This window comes from Burkholderia sp. BCC1047, assembly GCF_902833155.1.
Taxonomy (GTDB): Bacteria; Pseudomonadota; Gammaproteobacteria; order Burkholderiales; family Burkholderiaceae; genus Burkholderia; species Burkholderia sola.
Map to the genome: position 1 here is coordinate 41,209 of NZ_CADFEH010000024.1, position 19,350 is coordinate 60,558.

Below are 19,350 nucleotides of genomic sequence, written 5' to 3' on the forward strand. Positions count from 1 at the left end.
CGCGTCCCGGGCCCGGGACGCGCAATCGGACGAAGTTTCGCCCATAATGAAAGCCACGGCATGCGTGCCGTGGCTTTTTCGTTTCCTGCCCGGCCTGGCGGCCGCCCGAAGGAGAAACGATGTCCGATGCAGCCGACCCCCGACTCGAAATCGTGCCGAACCGTCATCGCGTGCGCGTGATCCATCGCGGCATCACCTATGCCGATTCGCACGGCGCGCTGACCGTGCGTGAAGCGGGGCTCCCGGACATCCACTACCTGCCGCGCAGCGACGTCAACATGCGCCGGCTCGTGAAATCGGGCGTCACGACCGCCTGCCCGTTCAGGGGGCAGGCCGTGCATTTCGACTTGCAGACGGAAGACGGCGTGATCGAGAACGCCGCATGGAGTTACGAAGAACCGAAGGAGGCGGCCGCCGTGCTCGCGCACTACGTCGCCTTCGATGTCGCACGGGTCGACAGTCTCGTCGAGACGTCCTGATGCGGCGCGCGTTCATCGGGGAGGCGTCATGGAATTGAACGACACGTTACGCGTACCGCTCGCGCCGCCTGTCGTGCGGGAAGCGCTGGAGGATCTCGCGCTGCTGCGGGCGAGCTTCGATCATTGCGAATCGTTCGTGAAACTCGCGCACGGCGAGTTCGCGCTGACGATCACGGTGCCGCTCGGCCCGCTGCGCGCCCGCTACGACGTGCGCGCGCATGCGGCCGCCGAACAGGGCGACACGCAAGGGCAGCCGCGCCGCGTGGTCAACTTCAAGGCGCGGGCCGACGGCCTCGGCGCGCTGCGCGGCCAGGTCGAGCTGGTGCTGATGCCGGATGACGATGCGACCGCCACGCGCATCGAGTACGTGGTCTGGGCGACGGCGAGCGGGCCGCTCGCGGAGTTGCCGGGGCGGCAGATCGACAATGCGCTGCGCGAATGGACCGACGCATTCTTCCGCGAGTTCTGCGCGGTCGTCCAGGCGAAGCACGGCCTCGCGCCGAATCGCGCAAGCGCCGCCGCGCAGCGACGCCAGCATGTCTTTCTGCGGCCGGCATCGCTGATGGCCGCGACGAAGCGTTCGCTGCCGCCGCATCTCGGCGGTACGCTGAGCGGGCGGGCGGCGAGCGCGCTCCGGCATCGCGATTCCGGCACGGTGCCCGTGTGGGCCTGGGCGGCGATGATCGTGTTCGTCGCGCTGCTGCTTTACGCGGCACGCTGGTTCAACGGCGGCTGAGCGGTCGCCCGGTTCCGCGTCACGGCCTGCGTCGCGCCCGCCCGGCGCGTATCACCGTCCCGCGTCGGCACCGGCCCCGGCGCCGCGAAATTCCCTTCGATACGCAGACGGCGACGTGCCGAGCGCGCCCGCGAAATGCTGGCGCAGCGACACGCTCGAGCCGTAGCCGGCCGCCTGCGCGATCGCGTCGATCGATTGTCCGGTGGTTTCGAGCAGATGCTGCGCGCGCGCGAGCCGCTCGGCCTGCAGCCACGCGGTGACGGTCGTGCCCGTCGCCTGGCGGAAGTGGCGCGTGAACGTGCGCCGGCTCATCAGCACGCGTTCGGCCAGCGAATCGACGCTATGCGCGGCGTCGAGATGGGCGCGCACCCAATCGAGCAGGCCCGCGAGCCGCGCATCGCGCGGGTGCGCGGCGACCGGTTGCGGCACGTACTGGGCCTGGCCGCCCTGGCGGTGCGGCGGGATCACGAGGCGGCGCGCGATCCGGTTCGCGGCGTCCGAGCCGAAGCGTCGCCGCACGACGTGCAGGCAGCAGTCGAGGCCTGCCGCCGTGCCGGCCGACGTCATCAGGTTGCCGTCGTCCACGTACAGCACGTCGGGATCGAGTCGCACGCGCGGAAAGCGTTGCGCGAAATCGTCGGCCCACGCCCAGTGCGTGGTGGCCGGTCGGCCGTCGAGCAGGCCCGCCGCGGCGAGCACGTACGCGCCGAGGCACAGGCCGACGAGCTCGGCGCCGCGCGCGGCGACCGCGCGCACCGCATCGAGCAGCGCGTCGGGCGGCGTTTCGTCCGGGTCGCGCCACGAAGGCACGATGACGATGTCCGCATCGTCGAGCGCGTCGAGCCCGTACGGCGCGGTGATCGTGAAGCCGCCCGTGGTCGCGAGCGGGCCGCGCTCGGCCGAGCAGACGCGGAATTCGAACACGGGCGACACGGCCGCATCGCGTTCCTTGCCGAACACGACCGACGGCACCGACAGATGGAACGGGCTGATGCCGTCGTACGCGATCACGGCGACGACGGTCGGAGCGGACGGGGACGAGGCGACGGCGGGCATGGCGGACTCCGGAACGGCGATGGCCCGATTTTATCGAAGAATGGCTATCGGGCCACTATCGACGCGCGCCACGCGGCCCGACAATGCATCGCATCGCACTGCTGGCCGCCCCGCTCCGGGGCGGGGCAGCGCCTCCCGACCAGGAGCTCGCCATGTCGAACGCCGCCTCGCATTCCGCTTCCCGTCCCGCCAACCGCCGCGCACTGATCGTGATCGACGTGCAGAACGAATACGTGACGGGCAACCTGCCGATCGAATATCCGCCGCTCGACGTGTCGCTCGCGAACATCGGCCGCGCGATCGACGCCGCGCACGCGGCCGGCGTGCCGGTGATCGTGGTGCAGCACGTCGCGTCGGCGGGCGCGCCGATTTTCGCGCCCGGCAGCGACGGCGTCGCGCTGCACGCCGTGGTCGCGAGCCGGCCGTACGCGCATCGGATCGAGAAGGCGCAGGCAAGCTCGTTCGCCGGCACCGATCTCGCCGCGTGGCTCGACGCGCACGGGATCGACACGCTCGCGGTGGCCGGCTACATGACGCACAACTGCAATGCGTCGACGGTCTATCACGCGGCGCATGCGGGGCTGAAGGTCGAGTACCTGAACGACGCGACGGGCACGCTGCCCTACGAGAACGAAGCGGGCGCGGTGAGCGCCGAAGAGATTCACCGCGCGTACGGGGTGGTGTTCCAGTCGAATTTCGCGGCGGTGATGTCGACCGACGCGTGGATCGCGGGACTGGCCGGCGCGCCGATGCCGGCGCGCGATTCGGTGGCCGCGTCGAACCGGCGGGCCCGCGCGCGGCGCGCGAAGGCGGCCTGACCCCGCGCGGCGACAGGGCGTGCGACGCGCCGCGCGGTCAGTCGCCGTCCTTCAGCATCGCCGGGCTGTAGCGCAGCATGTCGAAGCAGCCGTCCACGAGCTTTTCCGCATGCTGCTCGGCGTCGATCTCGTCGGGCAGCATCAGCATGTCGCGCACGAAGCCGCTGACGAGCGTGTGCAGCATCAGCGTCGCGCGCCATGTGTCGAGCCGCTCGGGCAGCAGCTTGAGCCCCACGGCCACCGCGAGATCGGCGTCGATCATGTGCAGCGCCTCGCTCATCCCCGCGCGATTGCGCTGCAACAGCGGCTCCATGTCCGCGACGTATTCGCACTTCATGAACATGATGCTGAACACGCGGCGCAACTGCGGGTCGCGCTGCACGCCGAGCAGGCACCAGATCAGGATCTGGCGCACCTTCTCGAGCGGATTGCCGCCCGGCGCGTCGAGCGGCATCCGCTTCAGTTCGTCGATCGGCAGGAGCACGCGGTTGAACATCGCATCGAACAGTTCGCTCTTGTTCGCGAAATGCCAGTAGATCGCGCCGCGCGTCACGCCGGCGTGCTTGGCGATGTCCGCGAGCGACGTGTGCGACACGCCTTTCTCGAAGAACACGTGTTCGGCGGCGTCGAGAATGCGATTGCGCGTCTCGAGCGCCTCCTCCTTGGTACGTCTGACCATGTGCAGGCCTGATTGGATCGATCGTCGGTGAATATGGGGTCCGCCACCCCTCGTCGCCGTCATGCAGACGGGCTATGCTTGCTTCCGGTAACAATTCGTAAGACTGGACAGTCGGCGGCGTACAAACGGGCTTTTTACATACATTCGTGAATGTATATACAATACCACCCTACGATCGAATGACCCAAGTGGCAATCAGTTAATATCCCACTCTGCTGATTCCCGCCCTAGTACTTGTCCGCAGTTCGCGGCGTCCCGTCGGCACGGAGGTCTCGTGCCGACTTGCTGTATCCAGCAGTCTCTAGCAGTCCAGTAATTCAGGTGTTCGATCAGCGCCGCGAGGCGCATCCGTGTTGCGCTCCGCTCGGGCGCGGCACTTATTCCATTGGTTATACACAGAGGTCGCTCCATGCGCGTCGAACGGGTTCCATACCGCTTAATCACTGTCGCGACGGCCGCCGTTTTCCTGGCCGCGTGCGGGAAAAAAGAATCGGCACCGCCGCCGCAAACGCCGGAAGTCGGCGTCGTCACCGTCCAGCCGCAAGCCGTACCGGTCTTCACCGACCTGCCGGGTCGCACCAGTGCATTCCTCGTCGCGCAGGTCCGCGCGCGGGTCGACGGCATCGTGCTGCGCCGCGAATTCACCGAAGGCACCGACGTCAAGGCCGGTCAGCGTCTCTACAAGATCGATCCGGCGCCGTACATCGCCGCGCTGAACAGCGCGAAGGCGACGCTCGCGAAGGCGCAGGCGAACCTCGTCACGCAGAACGCGCTGGTCGCGCGCTACAAGGTGCTGGTTGCGGCGAACGCGGTCAGCAAGCAGGACTACGACAACGCGGTCGCCACGCAAGGCCAGGCCGCGGCGGACGTCGCGGCCGGCAAGGCAGCGGTCGACACCGCGCAGATCAATCTCGGCTATACGGACGTCGTGTCGCCGATCAGCGGCCGCGTCGGCATCTCGCAGGTGACGCCGGGCGCGTACGTGCAGGCGAGCCAGGCGACGCTGATGTCGACGGTGCAGCAGCTCGATCCGGTGTACGTCGACCTCACGCAGTCGAGCCTCGAAGGGCTGAAGCTGCGTCAGGACGTGCAGAGCGGCCGTCTGAAGACGAGCGGCCCGGGCGCGGCGAAGGTGTCGCTGATCCTCGAAGACGGCAAGACGTATTCGGAAGCCGGCAAGCTGCAGTTCTCGGACGTGACGGTCGACCAGACCACCGGCTCGGTGACGATCCGCGCGGTGTTCCCGAACCCGGGCCGCGTGCTGCTGCCGGGGATGTTCGTGCGTGCACGGATCGAGGAAGGCGTGAACGAGAACGCGTTCCTGGTGCCGCAGATCGGCGTCACGCACGACCAGAAGGGGCAGGCGATCGCGATGGTGGTGAACGCCAGCAACAAGGTCGAGCCGCGGCCGCTGAAGACCACCGGCATGCAAGGCCAGAACTGGGTCGTCGAAGGCGGTCTGCAGGCGGGCGATCACGTGATCGTGCAAGGCGTCGACAAGGTGCGCCCGGGCGCGACCGTGAAGACGGTCCCCGCGCAGCTCGCACCGGCGGCCGATGCCGCCTCGGGTGCTGCTGCCCCCGCCGCGCCGGCCGCCGCCGGGTCCGGCGCCGCTGCCGCTTCCGGTGCCGCCGCATCGGGCGCCGCGCCGGCGAGTGCTGCTGCTGCCTCGAGCGCGAAATAACAGGGAGCCTGCTTCATGGCAAAGTTTTTTATCGATCGCCCGATCTTCGCGTGGGTGATCGCCATCATCCTGATGCTGGCCGGGGTTGCGGCGATCTTCACGCTGCCGATCTCGCAGTATCCGACGATCGCGCCGCCATCGATCCAGATCACCGCGAACTACCCGGGCGCTTCCGCTAAGACGGTGGAAGACACGGTGACGCAGGTGATCGAGCAGCAGATGAGCGGTCTCGACAACTTCCTGTACATGTCGTCGACGAGTGACGACTCGGGCAACGCAACGATCACGCTGACCTTCGCGCCGGGCACCAATGCCGACATCGCGCAGGTGCAGGTGCAGAACAAGCTGTCGCTCGCGACGCCGGTTCTGCCGCAGGTCGTGCAGCAGCTCGGTCTGTCGGTCACGAAGTCGAGCAGCAGCTTCCTGCTGGTGCTCGCCTTCAACTCCGAAGACGGCAGCATGAACAAGTACGACCTCGCGAACTTCGTGGCGTCGCACGTGAAGGATCCGATCAGCCGGCTGAACGGCGTCGGTACCGTCACGCTGTTCGGCTCGCAGTACGCGATGCGGATCTGGCTCGATCCGAACCGCCTGACCAACTACGGCCTCACGCCGGTCGACGTCAGCTCGGCGATCACCGCGCAGAACGTGCAGATCGCGGGCGGCCAGATCGGCGGCACGCCGGCCAAGCCGGGCACCGTGCTGCAGGCGACGATCACCGAATCGACGCTGCTGCAGACGCCCGCGCAGTTCGGCAACATCCTGCTGAAGGTCAACCAGGACGGCTCGCAGGTTCGCCTGAAGGACGTCGCGCAGATCGGCCTCGGCGGCGAAAACTACAACTTCGACACGAAGTACAACGGTCAGCCGACCGCGGCACTCGGTATCCAGCTCGCGACCAACGCGAACGCGCTCGCGACCGCGAAGGCCGTGCGCGCGAAGATCGACGAGCTCGCACCGTTCTTCCCGCACGGCCTCGTCGTCAAGTATCCGTACGACACGACGCCGTTCGTGAAGCTGTCGATCGAGGAAGTGGTCAAGACGCTGCTCGAAGGTATCGTGCTCGTGTTCCTCGTGATGTATCTGTTCCTGCAGAACCTGCGGGCGACGATCATCCCGACGATCGCGGTGCCGGTCGTGCTGCTCGGTACGTTCGCGATCATGTCGATGGTCGGCTTCTCGATCAACACGCTGTCGATGTTCGGCCTCGTGCTCGCGATCGGCCTGCTGGTCGACGATGCGATCGTGGTGGTCGAGAACGTCGAGCGCGTGATGGCGGAAGAGGGGCTGTCGCCGAAGGAGGCGACCCGCAAGGCGATGGGCCAGATCACCGGCGCACTCGTCGGCGTGGCGCTCGTGCTGTCGGCGGTGTTCGTGCCGGTCGCGTTCTCGGGCGGCTCGGTCGGCGCGATCTATCGTCAGTTCTCGCTGACGATCGTGTCGGCGATGGTGCTGTCGGTGCTGGTCGCGTTGATTCTGACGCCGGCCCTGTGCGCGACGATCCTCAAGCCGATCCCGCAAGGGCACCACGAAGAGAAGAAGGGCTTCTTCGGCTGGTTCAACCGCACGTTCAACACCAGCCGCGACAAGTACCACGTCGGCGTGCACCACGTGATCAAGCGCTCGGGCCGCTGGCTCATCATCTATCTGGTCGTGATCGTCGCGGTCGGGCTGCTGTTCGTGCGCCTGCCGAAGTCGTTCCTGCCCGATGAAGACCAGGGTCTGATGTTCGTGATCGTGCAGACGCCGTCGGGTTCGACGCAGGAAACGACCGCGAAGACGCTCGCGAACATTTCCGACTACCTGCTGAAGGACGAGAAGGAAATCGTCGAATCGGCGTTCACGGTCAACGGCTTCAGCTTCGCGGGCCGCGGCCAGAACTCCGGTCTCGTGTTCGTCCGCCTGAAGGACTATTCGCAGCGTCAGCATGCGAACCAGAAGGTGCAGGCGCTGATCGGCCGGATGTTCGGGCGTTACGGGAGCTACAAGGACGCGCTCGTGATTCCGTTCAACCCGCCGTCGATTCCGGAACTCGGTACCGCTGCCGGCTTCGACTTCGAGCTGACGGACAACGCCGGTCTCGGCCACGACGCGCTGATGGCCGCGCGTAACCAGCTGCTCGGGATGGCTTCGAAGGATCCGACGCTGCAGGGTGTCCGTCCGAACGGCCTGAACGATACGCCGCAGTACAAGGTCGACATCGACCGCGAGAAGGCGAATGCACTGGGCGTGACGGCGGATGCGATCGACCAGACGTTCTCGATCGCGTGGGCGTCGAAGTACGTGAACAACTTCCTCGACACCGACGGCCGGATCAAGAAGGTGTACGTGCAGGCCGACGCGCCGTTCCGGATGACGCCGGAAGACATGAACATCTGGTACGTGCGCAACGGGTCGGGCGGGATGGTGCCGTTCAGCGCGTTCGCGACCGGTCACTGGACGTACGGTTCGCCGAAGCTCGAGCGCTACAACGGCGTGTCGGCGATGGAAATCCAGGGCCAGGCCGCACCGGGCAAGTCGACCGGTCAGGCGATGGCCGCGATGGAAACGCTCGCGAAGAAGCTGCCGGTCGGTATCGGCTATTCGTGGACGGGCCTGTCGTTCCAGGAAATCCAGTCCGGTTCGCAGGCGCCGATCCTGTACGCGATCTCGATCCTCGTCGTGTTCCTGTGTCTCGCGGCGCTGTATGAAAGCTGGTCGATCCCGTTCTCGGTGATCATGGTCGTGCCGCTCGGCGTGATCGGTGCGCTGCTCGCGGCCACGATGCGCGGCCTCGAGAACGACGTGTTCTTCCAAGTCGGCCTGCTGACCACCGTGGGCTTGTCCGCGAAGAACGCGATCCTGATCGTCGAGTTCGCGCGCGAACTGCAGCAGACGGAGAAGATGGGGCCGATCGAGGCCGCGCTGGAAGCGGCGCGCCTGCGGCTGCGTCCGATCCTGATGACATCGCTCGCGTTCATTCTCGGCGTGATGCCGCTCGCGATCAGCAACGGCGCGGGTTCGGCCAGCCAGCACGCGATCGGTACGGGCGTGATCGGCGGGATGATCACGGCGACGTTCCTCGCGATCTTCATGATCCCGATGTTCTTCGTGAAGATCCGTGCGATCTTCAGCGGCGAGAAGGAAGATGCCGACGAGGCGCTGCGCCTGGCTCAGGAGCACTCGCACCACGAAGAGAAGCCGGGCAACGGCGACCAAGGCAACAAGGGACAGTGATGATGCAAAAACACGCTTTGACTGCAATCGCAGTCGCGCTCTTTGCCACGGGCTGCACGATGGCGCCGCATTACACGCGGCCCGACGCGCCCGTCGCGCAGGCGTACCCGGCCGGCGGCGTCTACGCGACGCAGCCGGGTGCGGCCGGCGCGCGCAGCGCGAACGGCCAGGCGGCGACTGCCATCGGCTGGCGCGAGTTCTTCGTCGATCCGCGCCTGCAGCGGCTGATCGAGATCGCGCTGAAAAACAACCGCGACCTGCGCGTGTCGGTGCTGAACGTCGAGGCCGCGCGTGCGCAGTACCAGATCACGCGTGCGGGGCTGTTTCCGACGCTCGACGGGACGGGCACGGGCAGCATCCAGCGCGTGCCGCAGGGTCTTTCGCAGACCGGTGCGCCGTACATCTCGCGCGCCTACAACGTCGGGCTGTCGGCGTCGTGGGAGCTCGACCTGTTTGGCCGCGTGCAGAGCCTGAAGGACCAAGCGCTCGCGCAGTACCTGTCGACGTCGTACGCACGGCAGGCGTCGGAGATCTCGCTGGTGTCGCAGGTGGCGGATCAGTACCTGACGCTGCTGTCGACCGATGACCTGCTGAAGGTCACGGAGGACACGCTGAAGACCGCGCAGGCGTCGTACGACCTGACCAAGCTGCAATTCGACAACGGCACGGGCTCCGAGCTCGAGCTGCGTCAGGCGCAGACGGTGGTCGAGACGGCGCTCGCGAACCAGCAGGCGCAGGCGCGTGCGCGTGCGCAGGCGCTGAATGCGCTGGTGCTGCTGATCGGCGAGCCGCTGCCGGACGATCTGCCGGCGGGCATGCCGCTCGACGCGCAGAACCTGCTGACGGACGTGCCGGCTGGGCTGCCGTCGGACTTGCTGACGCGTCGTCCGGACGTGATGCAGGCCGAGCAGACGCTGCTGGCCGCGAACGCGAACATCGGCGCGGCCCGCGCGGCGTTCTTCCCGAAGATCTCGCTGACGGGCGCGTTCGGCACCGGCAGCCCGACGCTGGGCGGCCTGTTCAAGGCCGGCACGGCGGCATGGTCGTTCGCGCCGCAGATCACGATGCCGATCTTCGAAGGCGGTCAGAACATCGCGAACCTGAACCTCGCGCATGTGCAGAAGCGCATCGAGATCGCGAACTACGAGAAGGCGATCCAGTCGGCGTTCCGCGAGGTATCGGACGGCCTCGCCGCACGCGGTACGTACGATCAGCAGATCGCGGCGCTCGAGCGCAACGAGCACGCGCAGCAGCGTCGCTTCGACCTGTCGGACCTGCGTTACAAGAACGGTGTGGACAGCTATCTGTCGGTGCTGACCGCGCAGACGGATCTGTACTCCGCGCAGCAGTCGCTGATCAGCGCGCGCCTGGCGCGCTGGACGAACCTGGTCGATCTGTACCGCGCACTCGGCGGCGGGTGGATCCAGCGCGCCGGCGAAGCGCCGCGCGCGCCGGATGCGCCGGTCGACTACGACAAGGCGGCGGCTCCGGCGCCTGCGTCGGCAGCGGCGACGAACGGGTAAGCATCGAAAAGGGCGGGCGCGGGTTACCGCGCTTGCGCTTCGAACCGGCTGTATCCGGAAACGAGAACGCCACGGACGAAAGTCCGTGGCGTTCTCTTTTGCGCTGTCGGATCGTGCAGGGAATCAAGCAAAACGCCACGGCATGCCGTGGCGTTTTTCGTTACTGCGTCGAGCCGTCGTCCGGCGCGGCGCGATCAGTGATGCACGTCGGCGGGCCGCCCGTCGAAGTCATGTCCCGCGCGCCGAATCTCGCAGCGCGCATCCTTTTCGCCTTTCACGCCGTTGAACACGATGTTCAGGATCACGGCCGACGCCGACGCGAGCAGGATGCCGCTGTGCAGGATCGGCGCGAGCGCGGGCGGCAGCTTCGAGAAGAAGTGCGGCGACACGACCGGCACGAGGCCCATGCCGACGCTCACGGCGACGATGAACAGGTTGTGCGAGTTGTTCACGAAGTCGACCTTCGACAGCACCTTGATGCCGTTCGCGGCGACCATCCCGAACATCACGATGCCCGCGCCGCCGAGCACGAACGGCGGCACCGACGCGACCACCTGCGCCATCTTCGGGAACAGCCCGAGCAGCACGAGGATCACGCCGCCCGTCGCGCACACGAAGCGGCTCTTCACGCCCGTCACGCCGATCAGACCGACGTTCTGCGAGAACGACGTATGCGGAAACGAGTTGAAGATGCCGCCGATCAGCGTGCCGAGGCCGTCGACGCGCAGGCCGCGCACCAGGCGCTCCTGGTTGACCGGGCGATCGACCATGTCGCCGACCGCGAGGAACATGCCGGTCGATTCGATGAACGTGACGAACATCACCGTGACCATCGTCACGATCGACAGCGGGTCGAAGTGCGGCCAGCCGAAGTGGAACGGCATCACGAAGCCGACCCACGGTGCAAGCGACACGCCTTCCGTGTTCACGCGGCCGATCGCGAACGCGATCACGAAACCGGCGACGATGCCGAGCAGCACCGAGATGTTCGCGATGAAGCCGCGGCCGAACTTGTTGATCAGCAGGATCAGCGTCAGCACGAGCAGCGACAGGCCGAGATAGACGGGGCTGCCGTACTCGGGGTTGCCGACGCCGCCGGCCGCCCAGTTGATGCCCACTTCCATCAGCGACAGCCCGATCACCGCGATCACCGTGCCGACCACCACGGGCGGGAAGAACCGCAACAGCTTGCCGATCGTCGGCGCGAGCACGATGCCGATGATGCCGGCCGCGATGGTCGAACCGAAGATGTCGAGAATGCCGAGGCCGGGATTCGTGCCGATCGCGATCATCGGGCCGACGGCCGCGAACGTGCAGCCCATGATGACGGGCAGGCGGATCCCGAAGATCCACAGGCCGAGCGTCTGGATCAGCGTGGCGATGCCGCACGAAAACAGATCGGCGCTGATCAGGAACGCGATCTGGTCTTTCGGCAGCTTGAGCGCCGCGCCGACGATAAGCGGCACGGCGACGGCGCCGGCGTACATGACGAGGACGTGCTGCAGGCCAAGCGTTACCAGCTTGCCGGTCGGCAGCACCTCATCGCACGGATGGACCGTGTTCGATTGCATCTGTCTCACTCCATGATCTTGTTTTCGGGGTGATACGAAGTTATTCGGAATGAATCCATGCAACAAGAGCACTGGGTTCTATTCCGTTCTTTGCTGGTTCGATATGCCATTTCGGTATGGAACAGGGGGGCGATCATCGGGAAACTGCCGCGGGAGTGAGGTGTACCGGTTTTATAGCGCTTCAAAATAGCGCCGGCCCCCCTGTCAAATATGGGGTGCTTTATGGTGTGTATCGGGCGGGCCGCATAGTGGCAAAAAGCGGTGTTCGGAAATCGTGCCGGGTTAACCCGCGAACGGCCGCTTTTGCGTGCAAGGTGCAGCCCGGTGGAATGCGCCGGCCCGACCGCGCGGTCGATGCGTCGACGCGGCGGCAAAAAGCGGGGTGCGCATCGCGATCCCGTTATCATCGACATCCGTTCATTCGAATCCCTCTTAGCTCATGCGCCTGCTCGGAATCGACCTCGGCACCGGCTCCGTCAAACTCGTCACGCTCGATGCCGACGGCGTCGAGCGCGCCGTCGCGAGCGAACCTTATGCGTTGTCGTCGCCGCAGCCGGGCTGGGCCGAAATCGCGCCCGATGCGTGGTGGCAGGCGCTCGTGCGCGCGGCCGCGCGGCTGCCGGCCGACGAGCGTACGCAGGTCGCGGCGATCGGCTTTTCGGGCCAGATGCATGGCGTCGTGCTGATCGACGCGGCCGGCCAGCCGGTGCGGCCCGCGCTGCTGTGGCCCGACACACGCGCGGTGCGCGAGGCGGACGCGGCCGACTGGCCTGCCATCGGATTGCCCGTCGCCGGATTACCCGTCGTCCCGAACCCCGTCGCGCCCGGCATGGCGGGCCCGCTGCTGCGCTGGCTGGCGGCGCACGAACCCGACGCGCTACGCGCCGCGCGCTGGGCCGTGCAGCCGAAGGACTGGCTGCGTATCGCGCTCGGCGGCGACGTGGCGGCCGATCCGAGCGATGCGTGCGCAACGGCGCTCGCGACGCCCGACGGCGCGTGGGACAGTGCATTGATCGACACGCTCGGCCTGCCGGCCAACCGCTTCGCGCCGGTTCGCGCGTCCTCCGCGCGCTGTGGCGTGCTCGGCGCGCAGGCCGCCGCCGCGCTCGGTCTACCGGCCGGCGTGCCGCTCGCGACGGGCGCTGCCGACACCGCATGCGCGGCGCTCGGCAGCGGGCTGGCCGCGGCAGGCGATGCGTTGCTGACGACCGGCAGCGGCGGGCAGATCGTCGTGCTCGCGGATGCGTTGCCGCCCGCGCGGCGCGGCTTGCATCGCTATCGTGCGGCGACGGGCGGCGGCTATTACACGATGGCGGCGATGCAGAACGTCGGGCTCGCGCTCGAAGCCGTGCGCGGGTGGCTCGGCTACGCGCAATGGGCCGATGCGTATGACGACGCGTTCGCGCAGCCGGCGTCCGAGCGGCTGTGCTTCCTGCCGTACCTGACCGGCGAGCGTTCGCCGTGGATGAACCCCGATGCGCGCGGCGGCTGGCTCGGCCTCGGGCTCGGCGACACGCGCGGCGCGATGATGCGCGCCGCGTTCGAAGGCGTCGCGTTCGCGTTGCGCGCCGGGCTCGATGCGATCCGCGACGCCGATCGCCGCGACGCGGTAACGACGCTGCGCCTCGCGGGCGGCGGCTCGGTCGATCCGCGCTGGCGCCAGTTGCTCGCCGACGCGCTCGGCGCATCGCTGTACGCGATCGATTGCCCGAACGCCGCGACGCGCGGCGCCGCATTGCTCGCGGGCGTCGCGATCGGGCATTGGCGTGAAGACGCGTTGCGCGCGCTGGCGCCGGCTGCGTCGCCGGTCGCGGCACCGCACGACGACCGCCTGCTGGCCGCACGCCACGCGCGCTTCGTCGATCTGTATGCCCGCACGGATGCATGGTTCACGACGGGCGTTTAAACTCGACCACTTGTTCTTTTGCGCCAGCGATGACGCATCCTGGCAAGCCGGCGACCGTTTCGCGCACGCGATGCGCGGCGGGAGCGGCCATCATGGCGAGCACGATATTCTTGCGCCGTGCCGCGCGGCACGGCTTCGACCGCTTTGCATGAAACCCCGGCCGGCGCCGCACGCCGGCCCGGGCCGATCTCACCGACACACAGGAGTGACACGATGAAAACGAAAGCCGCGATTGCATGGAAGGCCGGTGCGCCGCTGACGATCGAGGAAGTCGATCTCGAAGGGCCGCGCGCCGGCGAAGTGCTGATCGAAGTGAAGGCGACGGGCATCTGCCATACCGACTACTACACGCTATCGGGCGCCGATCCGGAAGGGATCTTCCCGGCGATCCTCGGCCATGAAGGCGCGGGCGTGGTGGTCGACGTCGGCCCCGGCGTCGGCACCGTGAGAAAGGGCGACCACGTGATTCCGCTCTACACGCCCGAATGCCGCGAGTGCAAGTTCTGCCTGTCGCGCAAGACCAACCTGTGCCAGAAGATCCGCGCGACGCAGGGCAAGGGCCTGATGCCGGACGCGACGTCGCGCTTCTCGCTCGACGGCAAGCCGCTGTTCCACTACATGGGCACGTCGACGTTCTCGAACTACATCGTCGTGCCGGAGATCGCGGTCGCGAAGGTGCGCGAGGACGCGCCGTTCGACAAGATCTGCTACATCGGCTGCGGCGTGACGACGGGCGTCGGCGCGGTCGTGTACTCGGCGAAGGTCGAGGCCGGCGCGAACGTGGTCGTATTCGGCCTCGGCGGGATCGGGCTGAACGTGATCCAGGGCGCGAAGATGGTCGGCGCGGACAAGATCATCGGCGTCGACATCAACCCGAAGCGCGTCGAGCTCGCGAAGAAGTTCGGGATGACCCACTTCATCAACCCGAACGAAGTCGAGAACGTGGTCGACCACATCGTGCAACTGACCGACGGCGGCGCCGACTACTCGTTCGAATGCGTCGGCAACGTGAAGCTGATGCGCCAGGCGCTCGAATGCACGCACAAGGGCTGGGGCCAGTCGTTCATCATTGGCGTGGCGGCAGCGGGCGAGGAAATCAGCACGCGTCCGTTCCAGCTGGTGACGGGCCGCGAATGGAAGGGCTCGGCGTTCGGCGGCGCGCGCGGGCGTACCGACGTGCCGAAGATCGTCGACTGGTACATGGAAGGCAAGATCAACATCGACGACCTGATCACGCATACGCTGCCGCTCGAGCGGATCAACGAAGGCTTCGACCTGATGAAGGCCGGCGAGTCGATCCGCTCGGTCGTGCTGTACTGACCGGGAGCGTACCGCCATGCTCGAACTCGTTTCCTCGCATGCGTGCCACGGCGGCGAGCAGCGTTTCTACCGTCACGATTCGGCGGCCATCGGCCTGCCGATGAAGTTCTCGGTGTACCTGCCGCCGCAGGCCGCGCAGGGCCGCGTGCCGGCGCTGTTCTATCTCGCGGGGCTCACGTGCACCGACGAGACGTTCGCGATCAAGGCCGGCGCGCAGCAATACGCGGCGCAGCACGGCATCGCGCTCGTGATGCCCGACACGAGCCCGCGCGGCGCGGGCGTGCCGGGCGAGACCGATGCGTGGGACTTCGGCGTCGGCGCGGGTTTCTACGTCGACGCGACCCAAGCGCCATGGTCGACGCATTACCGGATGGAGTCGTACGTGACCTGCGAGCTGCGCGAGCTCGTCGTGGCCGAGCTGCCGATCGACGGCGCGCGGCTCGGCATCTTCGGTCACTCGATGGGCGGGCACGGCGCGCTGACGCTCGCGTTGCGTCATCCGGGCCTGTACCGGTCGGTATCGGCGTTCGCGCCGATCGCCGCGCCGACGCGCTGCCCGTGGGGCGAGAAGGCGTTCTCCGGTTATCTCGGCGCCGATCGCGATGCGTGGAAGGCGCACGACGCGAGCGAGCTGGTCGCCCGTGCCGATGCGCCGAAGTTCGCGGACGGCATTCTCATCGACCAAGGGCTGGCCGATCAATTCCTCGCGAACCAGCTGAACCCCGACGTGTTCGAGACCGCGTGCGCGAAGGCCGGCCAGCCGCTGACGCTGCGCCGCCATCCGGGCTACGACCACGGTTACTACTTCATCTCGACGTTCATCGCCGATCACCTCGCGCATCATGCGCGTGTGCTGGCGCGGTGAGCGGTAGCGCAAGCAGGTAACGCACACGGCGCGCCGCATGCAATCGCGGGCGCGTAAAAAAAACGCCGGCGCTGCCCCAGGGCACGCCGGCGTTTTCATTGATGTCGCGCGCGATCAGTTGCGTCGCAACAAGCTCGCCCCATACACGAGCGCCGACAGCGCGGTAATCCAGAAGCTCGTCGGCCAGTCGGTGTGATACGCGAGCACGATGCCGGCCCACGCTTCGGATAGCGCGAACAGCGCGGCGAGCAGCACGCCCGTCGACAGTCGCGTCGACACGTTCTGCGCGGCCGCGGCCGGCCCCACCAGCAGCGTGAACACGAGCAGCACGCCGACGATCTGCGTCGCCGCGGCCACCGCGAGCGCGCACACCGCGAGGAACAGCATCGACACCGTGCGCAGCGACACGCCCTTCGCTTCGGCCAGTTCGGGCTGCAGCGACGCGAACAGCAGCGGCCGTGCGATCAGCGCGAGCGCGGCGAGGCTCACCGCGCCGATGCCCGCGAGCACCGCGAGCGTGTCGTGGCTGACCGCGAGCACGTTGCCGAACAGCAGCGCGGTGACCTGCGTCGCGAACGACGTGTAGAAGTGCAGGAACAGCAGGCCGAAGCCGAGCGCGCCGGACAGGATCACGCCGATCGCGACGTCGCGGCCCGCGAGCTTTTCGCCGAGCGCACCCATGCCGATCCCGGCCGCGAGCGTGAAGCCGACCATCCCCCAGATCGGCGAGATGCCGAGCAGCACCGCGCCCGTCGCGCCGGTGAAGCCGACGTGCGACAGCGCGTGGCCGGCGAAAGTCTGCCCGCGCAGCACCAGGAAATAGCCGACGATGCCCGCGAGCACCGCGACGATCCCCGACGCGGCGAACGCGTTGATCATGAAGTCGTATTCAAACATCGTGCGAATGCCCGGGATGAGCGTGTCCGTGGTGGTGATGGCCGTGGCCGCCGCCACCGCCGTGCGAATGGCCGTCGTCGTCCTCGTGTTCGTGATCGTGTTTCTCGATCTCGACGTCGCCGGACATCACGAAGATCTTGCCGTTCACGCGCATCACGTCGATCGGCGATCCGTAGAGCCGCGACAGCACGGGCTTCGTGATCACCTCGTCGACGGTGCCGAGCGCGGCCACGCCGTTGCCGAGATACAGCACGCGGTCGAGCGCGTTCAGCAGCGGATTCAGCTCGTGCGCGGAGAACAGCACGGTGATGCCGAGCTCGCGCTGCACGTTGCGCACGAGTTCGACCACGCCGCGCTGGTGGTTCGGATCGAGGCTGATCAGCGGCTCGTCGAGCAGCAGCAGCTTCGGGTTGCCGAGCAGGCATTGCGCGAGCAGCAGCCGTTGGCGCTCGCCACCCGACAGTTCGGACAGCGGCCGGCGCGCGAGCGACGGGCCGCCGACGAGATCGAGCACGCGATCGACGTCGCGGCGCGTGGCCGCGTTCGTGTGCGGCAAGCCCCAGCGATGGCCGTCGGCGGCCATCGCGACGAAATCGTAGCCGCGCATCCGGCGGTTCGCGAGGCCGCTTCTGATCTGCGGCATGTAGCCGATCGACGCGTTGCCGCGCACGACCGGCACGCCGCCAACCGACAGCGTGCCGGCCGACACGGGGACGAGGCCGAGCACCGCGCGCATCAGCGTCGTCTTGCCCGCGCCGTTCGGCCCGAGCACGCCGACGAATTCGCCGGGCTCGATCGAGAAGCTGACGTCGCGCAGGATCGTGCGGCCGCCCAGTTCGAGCGTGACGCGATCGAGGGCGAGGGCGTGGGGAGTGGCGGTCATGTCGTGACGGTCGTCTATTACTTACTTGCCGGCTGAAAGCGCGCTGCCGAGCGCGTCGAGCTGGCCGATCATCCATTGCTGGAAGGTCTTGCCGGCCGGCTGCGTTTCGGTGACGCTGACGGTCGGCACGCCACCGTCGCGCGCGATCTTCAGCATGCGCTTGGTCATCGGCTCTTCGGCCTGGCTGTTGTAGATCAGTGCGCGCACCTGCTTCTTGCGCAGGTCGCCCTCGAACGCGGCGACATCCTGCGCGCTCGCCTCGGTGTCGTTCATCGTCGCGAGCTGGAAGCGCTGGTTGCGCATGTCGAGGCCGATCGCGTCCGACATGTAGCCGAACACGGGCTCGGTGGCCGTCACCGGCACGCCCTTGTACTTCGCGCGCAGCGCGGCGACCTTGTCGTCGACGGGCTTCAGCGACGCGACGAACTTCTGCAGGTTCGCCTCGTACTCGGCCTGGTTCGCCGGGTCGGCGCGGCCGAGCTCGGCGGCGATCGCGCGGGCGGCCGCCGGCATCGTCGCCGGGTCGTACCACAGGTGCGGGTTGTCGCCGGCCTTCTTGCCGACGAGGTCGGCGACGACGATCGTCGCGCGCTTCGCCTGCTTCGATGCGCCGAGCAGCTTGCCCATCCACGGATCGTAGTCGACGCCGTTGTAGATCACGACTTGCGCGTGCTGCAGCGCGCGGGCCGTCTTCGGGCTCGCTTCGAACAGGTGCGGATCCTGGTCCGGATTGCTGAGGATGCTCGTGACCGCGACGTGGCGGCCGCCGATCTGCGACGCGACGTCGCCGTAGAAATTCTCCGCGGCGACGACGTTGACGGTCGCGGCCTGCGCGAACGCGGGCGCGGCGAACGACAGCGCGGCGACGGCCGCGGCGAGCCAGCGGACAGGCGACAGGGCGCGCCGCGGCGCGCGCTTCAGGGCAATGGACATGGAACTCCTCGTTGGAAGGGCGGCGCAGGCGCCGCGCGATGCGGCGTCAGCGCTGCGCGGGCTTGCGCTTGCAGTGCCCGCACAGGCCGTTCAGCTCGACGACCTGGTGGTGGACTTCGAAACCGTGCGCGGGCTCGCTCGCGGACAGCTGCTTCGCGAGGTCGCTGCCGGGAATCTCGACGGTGTCGCCGCACGAGTCGCAGATCAGGAACTGGCCTTCGTGCGGCACGCCGATCTCGCAGCACGCGAGGAACGCGTTCTTCGATTCGATCCGGTGGATGAAGCCGTGCTCGACGAGGAAATCCAGCGCGCGGTAGACGGTCGTCGGCGGCACGCGGCCGCGTTGCGGTTCGAGTTCGGCGAGCAGGTCGTACGCGCCGATCGGGCGCTGCGCGGCCAGCACGCGTTCGTAGACCTGGCGACGCAGCGGCGTCCACGCGAGCCCGTGCTCGGCGGCGAATGCGTCGGCCCGGGACAGCCGGGCGTCAATGGACGATGAGGTAGCCATGGCGTGAAGCAGGGCGATGAAACACAGTATCGCGATGATATAACGTATCGCTGCGCCGTGCAGCGCGAATTCCGTTTTCCGTCCTTCCTCCATCCCCTTCAGCATCGATGCCACTGCGCCGCACCGTACGCTTCTCGCCTTGCAGCGCGGGCGCGGTGGGATGCAGCCGTGCGCCGTCGTGCCGCAGCGCGTCATAGAAAGCCGTCGCGTCGTCTTGACAGCGCGTATCGCGTATCCGATCATTCGATCACTAACAGAGCAATTGATCGGTCGGAG

The 19,350-nt window shown here is 67.6% G+C and carries 16 protein-coding genes; 9 read left to right on the forward strand and 7 right to left on the reverse strand.

The genetic code is table 11. From position 1 onward, the window contains the following. Positions 1-119: 119 nt before the first annotated feature. Together HWX55_RS23305 and HWX55_RS23310 are read left to right on the forward strand one after the other, a co-directional pair. Positions 120-479, forward strand: a complete 360-nt coding sequence (locus HWX55_RS23305; protein WP_050014528.1) for a DUF427 domain-containing protein — start codon at positions 120-122, stop codon at positions 477-479. Positions 480-507: 28 nt separating this feature from the next. Further along, the gene (locus HWX55_RS23310; RefSeq protein WP_175977435.1) at positions 508-1,215 is read left to right on the forward strand and encodes an SRPBCC domain-containing protein; all 708 of its coding nucleotides are present in this window, start codon (positions 508-510) and stop codon (positions 1,213-1,215) included. A gap of 51 nt (positions 1,216-1,266) precedes the next feature. On the opposite strand, the gene HWX55_RS23315 is transcribed toward HWX55_RS23310, so the two are convergent. After that, positions 1,267-2,271, reverse strand: a complete 1,005-nt coding sequence (locus HWX55_RS23315; RefSeq protein ID WP_175977436.1) for a helix-turn-helix domain-containing protein — start codon at positions 2,269-2,271, stop codon at positions 1,267-1,269. Between the two features lie 152 nt (positions 2,272-2,423). Here HWX55_RS23315 and HWX55_RS23320 point away from each other — a divergent pair, with 152 nt between their 5' ends. Further along, a complete protein-coding gene (locus HWX55_RS23320; protein WP_175977437.1) occupies positions 2,424-3,089 on the forward strand; it encodes a cysteine hydrolase family protein in 666 nt (221 codons plus the stop codon). 37 nt (positions 3,090-3,126) lie between these two features. Here HWX55_RS23320 and HWX55_RS23325 read toward each other — a convergent pair whose 3' ends face one another. Further along, entirely contained in the window at positions 3,127-3,768 is a 642-nt protein-coding gene (locus tag HWX55_RS23325) for a TetR family transcriptional regulator (RefSeq protein WP_175977438.1), read from the reverse strand. A 409-nt stretch (positions 3,769-4,177) separates the two neighbouring features. Here HWX55_RS23325 and HWX55_RS23330 point away from each other — a divergent pair, with 409 nt between their 5' ends. From HWX55_RS23330 to HWX55_RS23340, 3 genes are read left to right on the forward strand one after another with little or no spacing between them, the layout of a single operon-like run. Then, positions 4,178-5,452: an efflux RND transporter periplasmic adaptor subunit gene (locus tag HWX55_RS23330; RefSeq protein ID WP_175977439.1), complete on the forward strand. Its 1,275-nt coding sequence runs from the start codon at positions 4,178-4,180 to the stop codon at positions 5,450-5,452. Between the two features lie 15 nt (positions 5,453-5,467). Then, positions 5,468-8,668, forward strand: a complete 3,201-nt coding sequence (gene bpeB, locus HWX55_RS23335) for an efflux RND transporter permease BpeB (RefSeq protein ID WP_175977440.1) — start codon at positions 5,468-5,470, stop codon at positions 8,666-8,668. After that, positions 8,668-10,191, forward strand: a complete 1,524-nt coding sequence (locus tag HWX55_RS23340; protein ID WP_175977441.1) for an efflux transporter outer membrane subunit — start codon at positions 8,668-8,670, stop codon at positions 10,189-10,191. Before bpeB ends, HWX55_RS23340 begins: the two co-directional genes overlap by 1 nt. Before the next feature lie 194 nt (positions 10,192-10,385). Here HWX55_RS23340 and HWX55_RS23345 read toward each other — a convergent pair whose 3' ends face one another. Continuing rightward, entirely contained in the window at positions 10,386-11,762 is a 1,377-nt protein-coding gene (locus HWX55_RS23345; RefSeq protein ID WP_050016976.1) for a nucleobase:cation symporter-2 family protein, read from the reverse strand. A 439-nt stretch (positions 11,763-12,201) separates the two neighbouring features. On the opposite strand from HWX55_RS23345, the gene HWX55_RS23350 reads away from it, so the two are divergent. The 3 genes from HWX55_RS23350 (at position 12,202) to fghA (ending at position 15,853) form a co-directional block, all read left to right on the forward strand. Next, positions 12,202-13,668 (forward strand): FGGY family carbohydrate kinase, encoded by a 1,467-nt coding sequence (locus tag HWX55_RS23350; protein WP_175977442.1) that lies wholly within the window; start codon positions 12,202-12,204, stop codon positions 13,666-13,668. A 213-nt stretch (positions 13,669-13,881) separates the two neighbouring features. After that, on the forward strand, positions 13,882-14,988 hold the full coding sequence (locus tag HWX55_RS23355) for an S-(hydroxymethyl)glutathione dehydrogenase/class III alcohol dehydrogenase (RefSeq protein WP_006483756.1): 1,107 nt from the start codon (positions 13,882-13,884) through the stop codon (positions 14,986-14,988). Positions 14,989-15,004: 16 nt separating this feature from the next. Next, positions 15,005-15,853: an S-formylglutathione hydrolase gene (fghA, locus tag HWX55_RS23360; protein ID WP_175977443.1), complete on the forward strand. Its 849-nt coding sequence runs from the start codon at positions 15,005-15,007 to the stop codon at positions 15,851-15,853. Positions 15,854-15,967: 114 nt separating this feature from the next. Here fghA and HWX55_RS23365 read toward each other — a convergent pair whose 3' ends face one another. From HWX55_RS23365 to HWX55_RS23380, 4 genes are read right to left on the reverse strand one after another with little or no spacing between them, the layout of a single operon-like run. Further along, the gene (locus HWX55_RS23365) at positions 15,968-16,750 is read right to left on the reverse strand and encodes a metal ABC transporter permease (RefSeq protein WP_175977444.1); all 783 of its coding nucleotides are present in this window, start codon (positions 16,748-16,750) and stop codon (positions 15,968-15,970) included. Next, the gene (locus HWX55_RS23370; RefSeq protein ID WP_050016985.1) at positions 16,743-17,633 is read right to left on the reverse strand and encodes an ABC transporter ATP-binding protein; all 891 of its coding nucleotides are present in this window, start codon (positions 17,631-17,633) and stop codon (positions 16,743-16,745) included. Before HWX55_RS23370 ends, HWX55_RS23365 begins: the two co-directional genes overlap by 8 nt. A 21-nt stretch (positions 17,634-17,654) precedes the next feature. Next, positions 17,655-18,566: a metal ABC transporter solute-binding protein gene (locus HWX55_RS23375; protein WP_175977445.1), complete on the reverse strand. Its 912-nt coding sequence runs from the start codon at positions 18,564-18,566 to the stop codon at positions 17,655-17,657. 46 nt (positions 18,567-18,612) lie between these two features. Further along, entirely contained in the window at positions 18,613-19,074 is a 462-nt protein-coding gene (locus tag HWX55_RS23380; RefSeq protein ID WP_050017093.1) for a Fur family transcriptional regulator, read from the reverse strand. Positions 19,075-19,350: the final 276 nt, after the last annotated feature.

Coding starts and splice junctions, on each gene's coding strand:
- HWX55_RS23305 (WP_050014528.1), top strand. CDS start 120: ATGTCCGATGCAGCCGACCCCCGACTCGAAATCGTGCCGAACCGTCAT.
- HWX55_RS23310 (WP_175977435.1), top strand. CDS start 508: ATGGAATTGAACGACACGTTACGCGTACCGCTCGCGCCGCCTGTCGTG.
- HWX55_RS23315 (WP_175977436.1), bottom strand. CDS start 2,271: ATGCCCGCCGTCGCCTCGTCCCCGTCCGCTCCGACCGTCGTCGCCGTG.
- HWX55_RS23320 (WP_175977437.1), top strand. CDS start 2,424: ATGTCGAACGCCGCCTCGCATTCCGCTTCCCGTCCCGCCAACCGCCGC.
- HWX55_RS23325 (WP_175977438.1), bottom strand. CDS start 3,768: ATGGTCAGACGTACCAAGGAGGAGGCGCTCGAGACGCGCAATCGCATT.
- HWX55_RS23330 (WP_175977439.1), top strand. CDS start 4,178: ATGCGCGTCGAACGGGTTCCATACCGCTTAATCACTGTCGCGACGGCC.
- bpeB (WP_175977440.1), top strand. CDS start 5,468: ATGGCAAAGTTTTTTATCGATCGCCCGATCTTCGCGTGGGTGATCGCC.
- HWX55_RS23340 (WP_175977441.1), top strand. CDS start 8,668: ATGATGCAAAAACACGCTTTGACTGCAATCGCAGTCGCGCTCTTTGCC.
- HWX55_RS23345 (WP_050016976.1), bottom strand. CDS start 11,762: ATGCAATCGAACACGGTCCATCCGTGCGATGAGGTGCTGCCGACCGGC.
- HWX55_RS23350 (WP_175977442.1), top strand. CDS start 12,202: ATGCGCCTGCTCGGAATCGACCTCGGCACCGGCTCCGTCAAACTCGTC.
- HWX55_RS23355 (WP_006483756.1), top strand. CDS start 13,882: ATGAAAACGAAAGCCGCGATTGCATGGAAGGCCGGTGCGCCGCTGACG.
- fghA (WP_175977443.1), top strand. CDS start 15,005: ATGCTCGAACTCGTTTCCTCGCATGCGTGCCACGGCGGCGAGCAGCGT.
- HWX55_RS23365 (WP_175977444.1), bottom strand. CDS start 16,750: ATGTTTGAATACGACTTCATGATCAACGCGTTCGCCGCGTCGGGGATC.
- HWX55_RS23370 (WP_050016985.1), bottom strand. CDS start 17,633: ATGACCGCCACTCCCCACGCCCTCGCCCTCGATCGCGTCACGCTCGAA.
- HWX55_RS23375 (WP_175977445.1), bottom strand. CDS start 18,566: ATGTCCATTGCCCTGAAGCGCGCGCCGCGGCGCGCCCTGTCGCCTGTC.
- HWX55_RS23380 (WP_050017093.1), bottom strand. CDS start 19,074: ATGGCTACCTCATCGTCCATTGACGCCCGGCTGTCCCGGGCCGACGCA.